At 69.1% G+C, this 13,502-nt stretch carries 13 protein-coding genes; 7 read left to right on the top strand and 6 right to left on the bottom strand.

Annotated features, from left to right (window positions below):
• The first annotated feature begins 153 nt into the window (after window positions 1-153).
• A complete protein-coding gene (locus EPAKOI_RS20430; protein ID WP_423194475.1) occupies window positions 154-1,518 on the top strand; it encodes an MFS transporter in 1,365 nt (454 codons plus the stop codon).
• 14 nt (window positions 1,519-1,532) lie between these two features.
• Window positions 1,533-3,122 (top strand): galactarate dehydratase, encoded by a 1,590-nt coding sequence (gene garD, locus EPAKOI_RS20425; protein WP_124686477.1) that lies wholly within the window; start codon window positions 1,533-1,535, stop codon window positions 3,120-3,122.
• Window positions 3,123-3,247: 125 nt separating this feature from the next.
• On the opposite strand, the gene EPAKOI_RS20420 is transcribed toward garD, so the two are convergent.
• The 3 genes from EPAKOI_RS20420 to EPAKOI_RS20410 all read right to left on the bottom strand — a co-directional run bounded on the left by EPAKOI_RS20420 (window position 3,248) and on the right by EPAKOI_RS20410 (window position 4,436).
• The gene (locus EPAKOI_RS20420) at window positions 3,248-3,616 is read right to left on the bottom strand and encodes a hypothetical protein (RefSeq protein WP_124686478.1); all 369 of its coding nucleotides are present in this window, start codon (window positions 3,614-3,616) and stop codon (window positions 3,248-3,250) included.
• 125 nt (window positions 3,617-3,741) lie between these two features.
• Window positions 3,742-3,981 (bottom strand): DUF2789 domain-containing protein, encoded by a 240-nt coding sequence (locus tag EPAKOI_RS20415; protein ID WP_423194474.1) that lies wholly within the window; start codon window positions 3,979-3,981, stop codon window positions 3,742-3,744.
• Between the two features lie 86 nt (window positions 3,982-4,067).
• Complete coding sequence (locus EPAKOI_RS20410; protein WP_423194473.1) at window positions 4,068-4,436, bottom strand: 5-carboxymethyl-2-hydroxymuconate Delta-isomerase; 369 nt, start codon at window positions 4,434-4,436, stop codon at window positions 4,068-4,070.
• Window positions 4,437-4,526: 90 nt separating this feature from the next.
• Here EPAKOI_RS20410 and EPAKOI_RS20405 point away from each other — a divergent pair, with 90 nt between their 5' ends.
• Window positions 4,527-5,066, top strand: a complete 540-nt coding sequence (locus EPAKOI_RS20405) for an MgtC/SapB family protein (protein ID WP_423194472.1) — start codon at window positions 4,527-4,529, stop codon at window positions 5,064-5,066.
• An 18-nt stretch (window positions 5,067-5,084) separates the two neighbouring features.
• On the opposite strand, the gene EPAKOI_RS20400 is transcribed toward EPAKOI_RS20405, so the two are convergent.
• Together EPAKOI_RS20400 and EPAKOI_RS20395 are read right to left on the bottom strand one after the other, a co-directional pair.
• Window positions 5,085-5,942, bottom strand: coding sequence for an IclR family transcriptional regulator (locus tag EPAKOI_RS20400; RefSeq protein WP_423194471.1), 858 nt, complete (start codon window positions 5,940-5,942; stop codon window positions 5,085-5,087).
• An 11-nt stretch (window positions 5,943-5,953) separates the two neighbouring features.
• The gene (locus EPAKOI_RS20395; protein WP_423194470.1) at window positions 5,954-7,531 is read right to left on the bottom strand and encodes a class I adenylate-forming enzyme family protein; all 1,578 of its coding nucleotides are present in this window, start codon (window positions 7,529-7,531) and stop codon (window positions 5,954-5,956) included.
• 321 nt (window positions 7,532-7,852) lie between these two features.
• Here EPAKOI_RS20395 and EPAKOI_RS20390 point away from each other — a divergent pair, with 321 nt between their 5' ends.
• The 4 genes from EPAKOI_RS20390 (at window position 7,853) to EPAKOI_RS20375 (ending at window position 12,504) form a co-directional block, all read left to right on the top strand.
• Complete coding sequence (locus EPAKOI_RS20390; RefSeq protein ID WP_313836112.1) at window positions 7,853-8,122, top strand: DUF3649 domain-containing protein; 270 nt, start codon at window positions 7,853-7,855, stop codon at window positions 8,120-8,122.
• Window positions 8,122-9,804 carry a PepSY-associated TM helix domain-containing protein gene (locus tag EPAKOI_RS20385; RefSeq protein ID WP_423194469.1) on the top strand — a complete coding sequence of 561 codons (1,683 nt, stop codon included), beginning with the start codon at window positions 8,122-8,124 and terminating at the stop codon, window positions 9,802-9,804. The genes EPAKOI_RS20390 and EPAKOI_RS20385 overlap by 1 nt, the downstream gene beginning before the upstream one ends.
• Window positions 9,801-10,184: a DUF3325 domain-containing protein gene (locus tag EPAKOI_RS20380; protein WP_423194468.1), complete on the top strand. Its 384-nt coding sequence runs from the start codon at window positions 9,801-9,803 to the stop codon at window positions 10,182-10,184. Before EPAKOI_RS20385 ends, EPAKOI_RS20380 begins: the two co-directional genes overlap by 4 nt.
• Window positions 10,185-10,311: 127 nt before the next feature.
• Window positions 10,312-12,504 carry a TonB-dependent receptor gene (locus tag EPAKOI_RS20375; protein ID WP_423194467.1) on the top strand — a complete coding sequence of 731 codons (2,193 nt, stop codon included), beginning with the start codon at window positions 10,312-10,314 and terminating at the stop codon, window positions 12,502-12,504.
• On the opposite strand, the gene EPAKOI_RS20370 is transcribed toward EPAKOI_RS20375, so the two are convergent.
• Window positions 12,498-13,391 carry an AraC family transcriptional regulator gene (locus tag EPAKOI_RS20370; protein WP_313836118.1) on the bottom strand — a complete coding sequence of 298 codons (894 nt, stop codon included), beginning with the start codon at window positions 13,389-13,391 and terminating at the stop codon, window positions 12,498-12,500. The genes EPAKOI_RS20375 and EPAKOI_RS20370 overlap by 7 nt on opposite strands.
• Window positions 13,392-13,502 lie beyond the last annotated feature (111 nt).

Raw genomic sequence — 13,502 nt, 5'->3', positions numbered from 1 at the left:
GCACCGGAAGACGGCGCCGTGCACCACGTCAGGGTAAACGCGCACTGTGGTGGAAGGAACCGCGTCTCTATAATTCTGGTCGTACGACGACATATCACACGCCGGTCCCGACGCATTCCCGCATCCTGGTCCGCCGGCTGTGCGGAGACCCAGATGAACGTAACACCCACCACCAGCGCCGCCGCCTCGGGCGCCCGCCGCACCAACGTCCGCTACTGGATTCTCGCCCTGATCTTCATCGTGACGACGATCAACTACGCGGATCGTGCCACGCTGTCCATCACCGGCCCCGCCATGCGCGAGGAGTTCGGCTTTTCGGCCGTGCAGATGGGCTATATCTTCTCGGCCTTCAGCTGGGCCTATGTGATGGCGCAGATCCCGGGCGGCTGGCTGCTCGACCGCTTCGGCGCGCGCCGCATCTACGCGTTCAGCATCTTCCTGTGGTCGTTCTTCACGCTGCTGCAGGGCTGGATTGGCGTGTTTGCCAGCATCGGGCAGGCCATCAGCGTGCTGTTCGCGCTGCGCTTTGCCGTGGGACTGGCCGAATCGCCGGCGTTCCCGGCCAACGCCAAGGTGGTGGCAAGCTGGTTCCCGACCGCCGAGCGCGGCACGGCATCGGCCATCTTCAACGCCGCGCAGTACTTTGCCGCCGTGGTCTTCACGCCGCTGATGGCCTGGATCGTCCATAGCTGGGGCTGGCACCACGTCTACCTGTGGATGGGCATCATGGGCATGCTGCTGGCGCTGGTCTGGCTCAAGGTCATGCGCAGCCCGGCCACGCACCCCGGTGTGAACCAGGCCGAACTCGACTACATCACGCAGGGCGGCGGCCTGATCCGCATGGGCGAGGGCGACGAGGCCAGCAAGGCCGGCAAGGCCGCCAACCCGGCCGGCTGGTTCTACGCGCGGCAGCTGCTGACCAACCGCATGCTGGCCGGCGTGTACCTGGGCCAGTACTGCATCAACGTGCTGACGTACTTCTTCCTCACGTGGTTCCCGGTGTACCTGGTGCAGGCGCGCGGCATGTCGATCCTGAAGGCCGGCTTCGTGGCTTCGCTGCCGGCCATCTGCGGGTTTCTGGGCGGCGTGCTGGGCGGCGTGATCTCGGACACGCTGCTGCGCCGCGGCCATTCGCTGACCGTGGCCCGCAAGGTGCCGATCGTGGCCGGCATGCTGCTGTCGGTGTCGATGGTGGCCTGCAACTACGTGGACGCCGAGTGGCTGGTGGTCGGCATCATGGCGCTGGCGTTCTTCGGCAAGGGCATCGGCGCGCTGGGCTGGGCCGTGGTGGCCGATACGGCGCCCAAGGAAGTGATCGGCCTGGCCGGCAGCATCTTCAACACCTTCGGCAACATCGCCGGCATCGTGACGCCGATCGTGATCGGCTATATCCTGAGCGCCACGGGCTCGTTCAACGGCGCGCTGGTCTTTGTGGGCATCAACGCCCTGGTTACCGTGCTGAGCTACCTGGTGATCGTCAAGGACATCCGCCGCGTCGAACTGAAGCACCCCCAATAAAAGGAATCCCCATCATGTCGGACCTGTCGGTACAGAACGCCCAGGCCGCGGAGCAGCGTCCGCCGCTGTACATCCGCATCCATCCCAACGACAACGTCGCCATCGTGGCCAACGACGGCGGCCTGCCGGCCGGCACCGTGTTCCCGTGCGGGCTGACGCTCGTGGAGCGCGTGCCGCAGGGCCACAAGGTGGCGCTGGTCGACCTGAAGAAGGGCGACGCGGTGACGCGCTACGACGTGACCATCGGCTACGCGCTGCAGGACCTGCCGCGCGGCAGCTGGGTCAACGAGCGCACCATCGAGATGCCGGTGGCGCCCGGCCTGACCGACCTGCCGGTTGGCACCCGCCTGCCCGCGCCGCTGCCGCCGCTGGAGGGCTATACGTTCGAGGGCTTCCGCAACCCGGACGGCTCGGTGGGCACCCGCAACATCCTGGCGATCACGCAGACCGTGCAGTGCGTGGCCGGCGTGGTGGACCACGCGGTCCGGCGCATCAAGGCCGAACTGCTGCCGAAGTACCCGAACGTGGACGACGTGATCGGGCTGGAGCACACCTACGGCTGCGGCGTGGCCATCGACGCGCCCGATGCCGTGGTGCCGATCCGCACGCTGCGCAACATCGCGCTGAACCCGAACTTCGGCGGCACCGCCATGATGGTGAGCCTGGGCTGCGAGAAGCTGCAGCCGGACCGCCTGATGCCGCCGGGCACGATCCCGATCCAGACCGGCGCCGGGGAGGTGCAGGTGGGCGTGGTCTGCCTGCAGGACGACAAGCACGTGGGCTTCGGGTCGATGATCGACTCGATCGTGGAGATGGCGATCCCGCACCTGGAGGCGCTGAACGCGCGCCAGCGCGAGACCGTGCCGGTGTCCGAGCTGGTCGTGGGCGTGCAGTGCGGCGGCAGCGATGCGTTCTCGGGCGTGACGGCCAACCCGGCCGTCGGCTTTGCCACCGACCTGCTGGTGCGCGCCGGCGCCACGGTGATGTTCTCCGAGGTGACCGAGGTGCGCGACGGCATCGACCAGTTGACCTCGCGCGCCGCCACCCCCGAGGTGGCCGAGGCGATGATCCGCGAGATGGACTGGTACGACCGCTACCTGGACCGCGGCCGCGTGGACCGCAGCGCCAACACCACGCCGGGCAACAAGAAGGGCGGGCTGTCGAACATCGTCGAGAAGGCCATGGGCTCGATCGTCAAGTCGGGCAGCGCACCGATCACGGGCGTGGTGTCGCCGGGCGAGCGCGTCAAGACCAAGGGCCTGATCTACGCCGCCACGCCGGCCAGCGACTTCATCTGCGGCACGCTGCAACTGGCCGCCGGCATGAACCTGCACGTGTTCACCACCGGCCGCGGCACGCCGTACGGCCTGGCCGAGGTGCCTGTGATCAAGGTGGCCACCCGCAGCGACCTGGCCCGCCGCTGGCATGACCTGATGGACGTCAACGCCGGCCGCATCGCCACCGGCGAGGCAACCATCGAGGACGTGGGCTGGGAGCTGTTCCGCCTGATGATCGACGTGGCCAGCGGCCGCAAGAAGACCTGGGCCGAACACCATGGCCTGCACAACTCGCTGGCCCTGTTCAACCCGGCGCCGGTGACCTGAGGGGGCGGGAAAGAGGGCCGACAGCTGCAAATTGCGGCCAGTCGGCAAGCAGACGCTCAACGCCCTCTCCCCCAACCCCTCTCCCACAGGTGGGAGAGGGGAGCATGATTCTTTGCATGCACCCCTTACTGCATGCATTTCTCCTGATACACCTTCTGCAGTTGCCGGCGCGTGCGGTCGCGTTCGACCGTGGAGATTTCCGTGCCCTGGCTGTTCTCGACCGGCGGGCCGCCGGACGGGCGGTAGCTGCGGCGCGGCGTTTCGCCGATCTGCAGGGCCAGCTGGTCGCACTGTTCCTCCAGCGTGCGCGGCTGGGCCGGCGTGGGCTGGAAGCGGATCGATCCCTGGCGCACGGCGTCGGAGATCGCATCGTTGATCGCGGCGTCGGCCGGCGATGGCTGGGGTGTCTGGGCGTGCCCGTGAAACAGCGGCGTGACGCCGGGCAGCAGTGCGGCAAGGATGGCAAGTTGGACGACGGGACGGCGCAGCAGCATGGCTATCTCCAAAGCGTACCGGCATGCCCGGCGCGGCGCGGCGTGTGGCGGCCGCTATCTCCGGCGGGCGAGTGAAGCGATGGTAGCCCCGGTACCGACGGGGCGTCCATCGCGGGCGTCGACTATCAGGCCGGCGCGCGCAGCGCCAGGTTGAGCTGGTCGACCACCTCGGCCCAGTCGGCGTCCTCGATGAATTCGTCGCGCAGCAGCGCGGCCTGCGCCGGCGTCCAGAACGGCGCTTCCCACAGTTGCTTGTCCTGCGACAGCGGGGAGTGCTTGGCGATGAACGCGCGGATGCTGGCCTCGTCGTTGGGCAGGCCAAGCTGGGCGAACAGGTCCGAGAACGGGTGGAATGGGGTGTCCATGGCGTGGGTCTTGTGGTTGTCGGGGGATGGGGCGGCGGGGCCCAGGCTTCCAGCTTAGGTCATCCGGCGCCCAGGGGCGGCCGATTTCAGCCGCCGACGATCTGCTTGGCGAACGTCGCGCGTTCCATCTCGACCACGTTGACCGTCACCTGCACGGTCTGGCCAGCCGCGCCGGGCCGCACGATTTCCGCAATCGCGCCCGCCACCAGTTCGCCTAGCTGCTTGCGCACGGCCGGGTCGCGGCCGTCCAGGATCTGCAGCGTGGCGTGCACGAACGCGCGGTCGGCCTGCTCGGTGCCCTGGCGGAACGTGCCGAGCGTCACGCAGCGCGACTTGATGTCGGGCTCCTGGAACTGGCCGCTCGACAGCAGCGCCGCGTTGGCTTCGTCCAGCAGTTCTTCCTGCGAGCAGGTCAGGCGCGTGTTCTCGGTGATTTCGATGACGAGGTGGGGCATGAAACGGCTTCCGGTGGAGAGCGGGGGGAACCCGAATCGTACGGCAATCCCGGCTGTCATGTCGACGTGAGTCGCGCTAAGCTTGCCGGCATGGACCAATTCTCGCTGGAACTGTTCTGGCGCCTGCTGGGCGGGCTGGCCGCCGGCGCCATCATCGGGCTCGACCGCAACCTGCATGGCAAGGCGGCCGGCATGCGCACGCTGGGGCTGGTGTCGCTGGGCGCGGCTGCGGCGGTGTGCGTGGTGACGCTGAACGGGCATCCGCCCGACGCCATGTCGCGCGTGCTGCAGGGGCTGCTGACCGGGGTGGGCTTCCTGGGGGTGGGGGTGATCGCCCGGCACGGCGTGCACGACCGTCCGCAAGGGCTGACCACGGCGGCCGGCATCTGGATGGCGGCCATCCTCGGGGCGGCAGCCGGCGCCGGCTACTACGCCATCGTGGTGATCTCGCTGGGGCTGGGCCTTGTGCTGCTGCGCCTGGGCGGCCATCTGGAAAACCGGCTCCACGCCCGCTTCGACGGCACGCTGAGCAAGCCGTTGCCGAAGGATCATGACGACCCGGCGCCCGGCCACAAGGAAAAGACCCCGCCTGACGACAAGGCCGGGGACCAGGACCCGCCGCAGCGCTGAAGGCGGCGGCCGACGCCGTCAGGCGCCGACGCCGAGCGCCGCCTCGATCCGGCGGATATGGTGCTGCAACTGCGGCCGCACCTTTTCCAGCAGATGGGCCGGCGGCACCAGCGCGTTGGGCCCGCTGCAACTGAGCGTCATCGGCGGCAGCGCCGAGCCGGGGCGGAACGCCAGCGCAATCGAGTTGATGTCCGGCAGCCATTCGCCGAACGACGTGGTGCAGCCCAGCCGGCGCTGTTCGTCGCGGCAGCTCGACAGGATGCCCTCGGCCTGCGCGGCGCTGAGCTTGTCGTCGGCGCGGAAGGCCGTCAGCGCCTGGCGCTGTTCGGCCGGCGGCAGCGCCAGCAGATAGGCGCGGCCGGCCGCCGTGGACAGGCCCGAGACCCGGCTGCCCACCGGCACGCGCAGCGTCAGGTAGCTCTCCGACTGGCAGTTCTCGTAGATCAGCATGCGGCCGCGGTCGCGCACGATCAGCGACGCCACGCCCTGCGACAGCTCGGCCAGCTCCTGCATGAACGGCCTGGCCACGGCCAGCACGTCGGCGCCTTGCTGCCCGGCCGGCGCCAGCGCCAGCGCCGAACTGCCCAGCCGGTAGCGCACCGGATCGGTCAGCGCCTGCAGGTAGCCCAGCTCGGTCAGCGTGTGGGTCAGGCGGGAAATCGTCGACTTGGGCAGGCCGCAGCGCTGCGCCAGTTCGGCATTGCCAAGCTCGGCGTCGAAGGCGCGGAAGCAGGCCAGCACGTCGAGCCCGCGCGCCAGCGCGGTGACGAAATGACGGTCTTCCTTGCGGTTGTCCTTGCGGACGGGCGGCGCGTCGGCGGCCGACGGGATATCCGCGTCGGTCGCGTCGGGGTGTTCGGTGAAGGTCGTTTCCATGAGGCGGCTGCTCAAACGTTGCCGGCGGCCAGCTGCTCGCGCAGCCGGGCCTTGAGGATCTTGCCCGACGGCGCGGCGGGCAACTGCGCCACCGTGCGGATTTCGGCCGGGATCTTGTAGGGCGACAGGCGCTCGCGCAGGAACGCGCGCAGCGCTGCCTCGTCCAGCGTCATGCCGCCGCGCACCTCCACGAAGGCGATGACTTCCTCGTTGCCTTCCACGGCGCGGCCCACCACGGCCGACTGCAGCACGGCCGGGAACGCATTGAGCGACTGCTCGACTTCCTCGGGATACACGTTGAAGCCCGAATGGATGATGATTTCCTTCGAGCGGCCGACGATGGACACGGCGCCGTCGTCGTCGATGCGCGCAAGGTCGCCGGTGTGCAGCCAGCCATCGGCGTCGATGGTCTGCGCGGTCAGGTCCGGGCGCCTGTAGTAGCCCTTCATCACGTTCGGGCCGCGCACCAGCAGCTCTCCGCTGCCATCGGGCAGCGGATTGCCAAGCCGGATCTCGACGTCGGGCACGGCCAGCCCCACCGAGCAGTCGCTGCGCGGGCTTTCCACGCGGGTCTGGGACACGGTGGGCGACGTCTCGGTCATGCCGTAGCCGTTGTGCAGCACGATGCCGAACGCTTCCTCGAAGGCGGCCTTCAGCGACGCCGTCAGCGGCGCGCCGCCCGACTGCGCGATGCGCAGCGACGGCGTGCGCAGCGACTGGCCGTTGGCGCGGCCCCATTCGATCACCTTGGCGTACATGGCCGGCACGCCGTGCAGCACGGTCAACTGGTCGTCGATCAGCGTGCGGACCAGCTTGTCCGGGCGGAAGCGCGGCTCGTAGAACACCGTCGCGCCGTTGGAAACCGGCCCCACCAGCAGCACCGACAGCCCATAGACGTGCGAGATCGGCAGCACGCCGTAGACGCGGTCGCCGGGCTGCACGCGCGACTGCAGCCGGTTGGAATGGCCGATGAACATCAGGTTGGCGTGCGTCAGCATCACGGCCTTGGACGCGCCCGTGGTGCCGGTGGTGTAGATCATCGCCGCCACCTGCTGGCGCGGGTCCGCCTCGACCGGCTCCGGGGCCACGCTGTCATCGACGGCGCTGACCAGCAGCTTGCCGACGTGCGGCCATTCGGCCCACTGCGCGCCACGGGCCTCGCCGTGCTCGCGGGCCTCGGGGAAATCGTTGTCGAGGTAGAGCGTCACGCGGGCGCCGGCGTGCTCGACGATGTTGGCAATCTCGCGCGGCGACAGCCGGGCATTGACCGGCACCGACCACGCATCGATGGCGCTCAGCGCCAGCAGCACCACCGCGCAGCCGACGCTGTTCTCGGTCACCAGCACCACGCGGTCGCCGCCGCGCACGCCCAGATCGGCCAGCGTGCGGGCCGTGTCGCGCACGGCGGTGTCGAGTTCGGCGTAGCTGAGCGCGCGGTGGGCATCGCGGATGGCGATGCGGTCGGGCGTGGCAGCCACCCACGGCCCCATGGTCTGGTGCAGGCGGCTGAAGGCGGGCTGGAAAGACGGGCTGGAAGAAGCGGAAGCGGCGGTCCCGGGCTGGGCCGACGTCTGGCGGGTACTGCTCATGTTGTCTCCGGGTCAGGCTGTCCGGCGTTGGGAGTCGCCGGTATTCGATGTGAGGCATCGTCCCATCGTTGCCGGAAATGTGTCAACCGCACGGCGGAATGAGGATTCTGCCTTGCGGAACTCTATGCGAATCTCTGTGCGAATATCGCACGCCGACCAGGCTCGATTTGCCTCCCCGTCCCCCGTTGTACCCACCGCGACACACCTTCGCCGGGTTGTACATCTTTGCAGACAATGCGGATGAGAACGATTATCATGGCGATTGGATTTTTTTTGATGCCACACAAGAACATGAAGCAGGGCGTTTCGCTCGGATACCGCATGGCAATTGCCTCGCGCGCGATGGCCGCCATCCTGGGCGGCTACGCCGTGGCCGCGCTGGCGACGGGATGCCTGTCGCTGGTGCTGTCGCAGTGGGTTGGCATGAGCCGGCCCGAGGCCGTGGTGACGTCGACGCTGCTGTCGTTCCTTTGGTTCGCGCTGGCCGTGGTCTGGGTGTTCGCGGCCGATTCCGCCTGGCGGGCGTGGATCGGGCTGATCGTGCCGGCCGCCGTGCTGGGGCTGGGCTGGCTTGCCCTGCGGGGGGCGTGATGACTGAACTCAAGAAAGGGCAGGGGCTGCGCCAGTCGATGGCCTGGCTGCATACGTGGTCCGGCCTGGCGGTCTGCTGGGTGCTGTTCCTGGTCTTCGTGGGCGGCACCGCCAGCTACTACCGGGACGAGATTTCGGTCTGGATGAAGCCCGAACTGCACGGGCTGCTGGGCCAGAAGGTATCGCCCGAGGACGCCGCCCAGCGCGCCTACGCCTACCTGCAGCGCGAGGCGCCCGATGCCGAGCGCTGGTTCATCTCGCTGCCGGACGAACGCAATCCGGCCATCTCGATGTTCTGGACGCGCAAGGCCACGCCGGCCGACGCCGGCAAGCCCGCGCGTGCCCGCCTGGAGATCCGCACGCTCGACGCCATGACCGGCGAGCCCGTGCCCGGCGCCCGCGACACGCGCGGCGGCGACTTCCTCTACCGCCTGCACTTCGACCTGCACTACATGCCCGCCATCTGGGCGCGCTGGATCATCGGCTTCTGCACGATGTTCATGCTCGTGGCCATCGTCAGCGGCGTGATCACGCACCGGCGCATCTTTGCCGATTTCTTCACGTTCCGCGCGAAGAAGGGCCAGCGCTCCTGGCTGGACGCGCACAACGCCATGGCCGTGCTGGCGCTGCCGTTCCATCTGATGATCACGTACACGGGCCTGGTGACGCTGCTGTTCATGTACATGCCGTGGGGCATCCAGGCCGTCTACAACGGCAACGAGCAGGCGTTCAACGCCGAGGTGGCGGCCCGCGCGCCGCGCATCAAGGGGTCGAAGGACGCCGCGCCGCTGGCACCGATCGCGCCAATGATCGTCCAGGCCACCGCGCAGTGGAACGGCGCCGCGCCGCGCCGGATCGTCGTGGACGCGCCGAACAGGGCCAACGCCACGGTGTCGGTCACGCGCGAGGACGGCCGCAACATCCGCACGGTGGCGCCTTCCGTGGTGTTCGCCGGCGCCACCGGCGCGCTGCAGACCAAGCTCGGCGACGACATGGCGCCCGCCAGCAACACCCGCTTCACGATGGTCGGCCTGCACGTGGCCCACTTCGCGCCCGGGCTGCTGCGCGCGCTGTTCTTTGCATCCGGGCTGGCCGGCTGCCTGATGGTGGCCACGGGCGCGCTGCTGTGGGCGGTGAAGACGCGCCAGCACCATGCCAAGCGGATTGCTGCCACGGGCCGCACGCCGTTCGGCCTGCGGCTGGTGGAAGCGCTGAACCTTGGTGCGATAGCCGGGCTGCCGATCGCCATCGCCGTGTACTTCTGGGCCAACCGGCTGCTGCCGGTCGATCTGGCGCAACGTCAGGCCACGGAGATTCAGGCATTCTTCGCGGCCTGGGCATTGTCGGCATTGCTGGCGCAATGGCGCCCGACCCGCGCGATGTGGCGGGCGCAGCTTTGGGCCGGCGCGGCGCTGTTTGCCGGACTGCCGCTGCTCAACGCGCTGACCACGCCGACGCACCTGGGCGTGACGCTGTTCCACGGCCCGGCCGTGGTCGCCGGCTTCGACCTGACCGTGCTGGCGCTGGGCATCGGCCTGAGCGCGGCGGCCTGGATGCTTGGCAAGCGAGGCAAGGCGCCGCGCCGGCAGGCGGCCGAGGCATCGCCGGGCAAGGCCCACCACGTGGCCCATCACGCGCCGCAGGCCGTGTCGCGCAATGTGTCCCACGAGGTGACGCAATGAGCGACGGCGTGGCGCTGGTGTCGGTCTGGGCGGCCTGCGTGGCCGGCCTGGGCTTTGCGATTGGCGGCTTTACCTGGCTTGGCCAGGCGATGCACCGCCATCATGCCGACCTGTTCGGCCGGGGCAGCGTGCCCCCGCCCGCGCGCGTGCAACGCCTGCGCTGGCAGGGCACGATCGCGCTGACGCTGGCGCTGGCCGCCTGCGTTTTGGCGGAAGGCTGGGCCTATGGCGTCGTCTACTGGGCCGGGCTGCTCACCGTCGGCGCATGGGCCGTGGTGGCGGCGTTCTCGTGGGCGCCGCTGGCCACGCCGCGCCTGGCCAAGGCTTCGGTGACGGTAGGCGCCGCCGCCGCACTGCTTTCGCCCTGGCTCGCGCACTAGCCGGGCCATCGGGCAACACGAGCATCGCCAGCAGAGCGATGCCGACATTCACGGACACGGGTCTTGCCTGTCCGCCGCGTTCGGGACGCGGTGCTGGGGAAATCGTTCTACTTTTGGGAGTGTCATCTTGCCTTTTGCCGTACCTCGCGCGCGCTCGCGCGCTGTCCGTTTCTCGCGTATTCCACTGCGTCACCTCGTTACGGCCCTGACCGCGGCCGGCGTGCTGCCGTCGCTGGCCATGGCCCAGGAGGCCGCGCCGGCATCGCCGCAGCAGACGCTGCCCACCGTGACGGTCAAGGCCGATGCCTCGGCCGACCAGTTGCCGGCCCCGTATGCCGGCGGCCAGGTGGCGCGCGGCGCCCGCGTGGGCGTGCTGGGCAACCAGGATTTCATGGACGTGCCGTTCAGTGTCACGTCGTACACGGCCGAGCAGATCCAGAACCAGCAGGCCCGCACGGTGGGCCAGGTGCTGGCCGACGATCCGGCCATCCGCGTCAGCTCCGGCTTTGGCAACTTTGCCGAGACGTTCGTGGTGCGCGGCTTCCAGCTTGCGTCCGATGACCTGAGCTACAACGGCCTCTACGGCATCGCGCCGCGCCAGTTGTCGTCGACCGAGGGCCTGGAGCGCGTGGAAGTGTTCCGCGGCGCCAACGCGTTCCTGACCGGCGTTTCCGCCGCCGGGACCGCCGTGGGCGGCTCGATCAACCTGGTGCCCAAGTACGCCACGGCCGCGCCGATCACGCAGGGCACGCTCGACTACACCAGCGACGGCCAGGCCGGCGGCCACGTGGACGTGGGCCGCCGCTTCGGCAGCAAGAAGGAATTCGGCGTCCGCGTGAACGCGATGGCGCGCGGTGGCGACACGGCCATCGACAACGAAAGCCGCCAGCAGCGCCTGTTCACGCTGGGCCTGGACTACCAGGGCGACGCCTTCCGCGTCAACGCCGACTTCGGCTACCAGAAGCAGCGCATCTACCAGGGCCGCAGCACGGTGACGCTGACCGGCACGGCGCTGCCGCCGGTGCCGTCGGCCACCACCAACTTCGCGCAGCCGTGGACCAATTCGTCGCTGGAAGACATCTACGGGACGATCCGCGCCGAGTACGACATCACCAAGGACTGGACGGCCTACGCGGCGTTCGGCGGCCATCATACCGATGAATACGGCAGCTACAGCGGCGCCAGCGTCGGCAACAACGGCGTGGGTGACGCCAGGCGGCTGACGGTGCCGTTCCAGCAGGACACCTTCAGCGGTGAAGTGGGCGTGCGCGGCCGGTTCGTGACCGGCCCCGTCAACCACACGGTCAACGTGAGCTGGTCGGGCCTGGAGCAGAAGAAGGCCACGGCGTTCGAGTTCTCCGGCACCTTCCCCACCAACCTGTACAACGCGCCGGTGGTGCCGTATCCGGCCGCGCCGGCCACGGGCAACATGGCCGATCCGTACGTCACGCAGCGCGTGAACCTGAACGGCGTGTCGGTGGCCGATACGCTGGGCTTCCTGAACGACCGCGTGCTGCTGACGGCCGGCGTGCGCCAGCAGGTGATCAACGTGCGCGGCTATGCCACGGGTACCGGCGCGCAAACGTCCACCTACAGCGACTCGGCCACGTCGCCGATGTTCGGCCTGGTGGTCAAGCCGCTGCAGAACCTGTCGGTGTACTACAACTACATCCAGGGCCTGGCGCAGGGGCCGACGGCCGGCAACACGGCCGTGAACCGCGGCGAGGTGTTCCCGCCGACCAAGACCAAGCAGCACGAGGCGGGCGTGAAGTACGACGCCGGCTCGGTCGGCACGACGCTGGCGTTCTTCCAGATCGAGCAGCCCATTGGCACCACGCAGAGCAACAACGTGTTCGGCCTGCAGGAACTGCGTAACCGGGGCGTGGAACTGAGCGTGTTCGGCGAACCGGTGCGCGGCGTGCGCCTGCTGGGCGGCGTGTCGTACATCGACTCGCAGTACCAGGACACGGGCGACGCGGCCACCGAGGGCAAGAAGGGCGTGGGCGTGCCGAACTACACGCTGACGCTGAGCGGCGAGTACGACCTGCCGTTCCTGGCTGGCGCCACGGTGTCGGGCCGCTTCATCCAGACCGGCCGCCAGTACGCCAACCCGACCAACACCATTGCGCTGCCGTCGTGGAACCGCTTCGACCTGGGGGCCCGCTACACGTTCAAGGCGTCGCAGATGCGCTACACGCTGCGCGCCGCCGTGGAGAACGTCGCCAACAAGGACTACTGGGCAACGGTGTCGACGTCGGCCAACACGCTGGCCATCGGCAATCCGCGCACCTTCAAGGTGTCGATGACGGTCGACTACTGATCGTGCGCCGGCATCGCCAGATGCCGCTGCTCCGCGCGCAGCCAGTCGCGCGGAGACTGGCCCACCCGGGCCAGGAACACACGTGACAGCGCCGACGGATTGGCATAGCCCAGTTCGTCGGCCAGCAGCTTGAGCGGCTTGCCGTCGCGCAGGCGCGTCTGCGCCAGGCTGATGCGCCAGTCGGTCAGGTAGTCCGCCGGCGGCTGCCCCACCACCTCGCGGAACGCCGACGCGAACGCGCTGCGCGACATGCCCGCGCAGGCCGCCAGCCTTTCCAGATTCCAGTTTTCACCCGGTGCCTCGTGCATGGCCACCAGCGCCCGCGCGAGCCGTGGGTCTGACAGCCCGGTGATCAGCCCCGGCTGGACGCCGACGCGCGCGGGATTGTCCAGCATCCAGCGCAGCAGCTGGATCACCACCACCTCGAACAGCCGGTCGGCCAGCAGCCGCTGGCCGCAGCGCACCTGCTCGGTCTCCGCGAACAGCAGCGACAGGGCCGGGGACAGCCCGGGCACCTCGGCCAAGGGCAGCACGATCAGCGGCGGCAGCGCCCGCGCCAGCGGATTACGCGCGCCGCCGGCGAACTCCAGCGTCGCGCACGAGAACTGCGAGCCTTCCTCGGGCGGGTTGTGGAACGTGTGGAGCGCCGGGCGTGGATACAGCAGCAGCGACGGCTCGCGGATGTCCAGCCGGCGGGGCAGGCCCTTGGCGTGATGGGTCACGCTCATCTCGCCTTCGCGCATGACGTGCAGGAAGCCGCGCTCGGGCTCGTGAAAGCGCGAGATGCCGCACAGCGGGCCGGTGTGGAACAGGTGGGCGTGGATGCGAAAGCGCTCAAGCAGCGCGGACAGGCGATCGATGCCGGACGGAACGGGGTGGCTGGACACGGCTGGACGAATGGGTAGCTTTCGTGGACGAACAGCATCCTATCGTATGTCGTCGGCATCCATAGTGGAACCCAGGGACGGCAACGTCCTGACTTGACCCAAACGAACCTA

Origin of the sequence: Cupriavidus sp. H18C2, from assembly GCF_049393795.1 — a bacterium.
In the GTDB taxonomy this organism is placed as follows: domain Bacteria; phylum Pseudomonadota; class Gammaproteobacteria; order Burkholderiales; family Burkholderiaceae; genus Cupriavidus; species Cupriavidus pauculus_C.
This window is presented reverse-complemented; position numbering and strand designations above follow the sequence as displayed.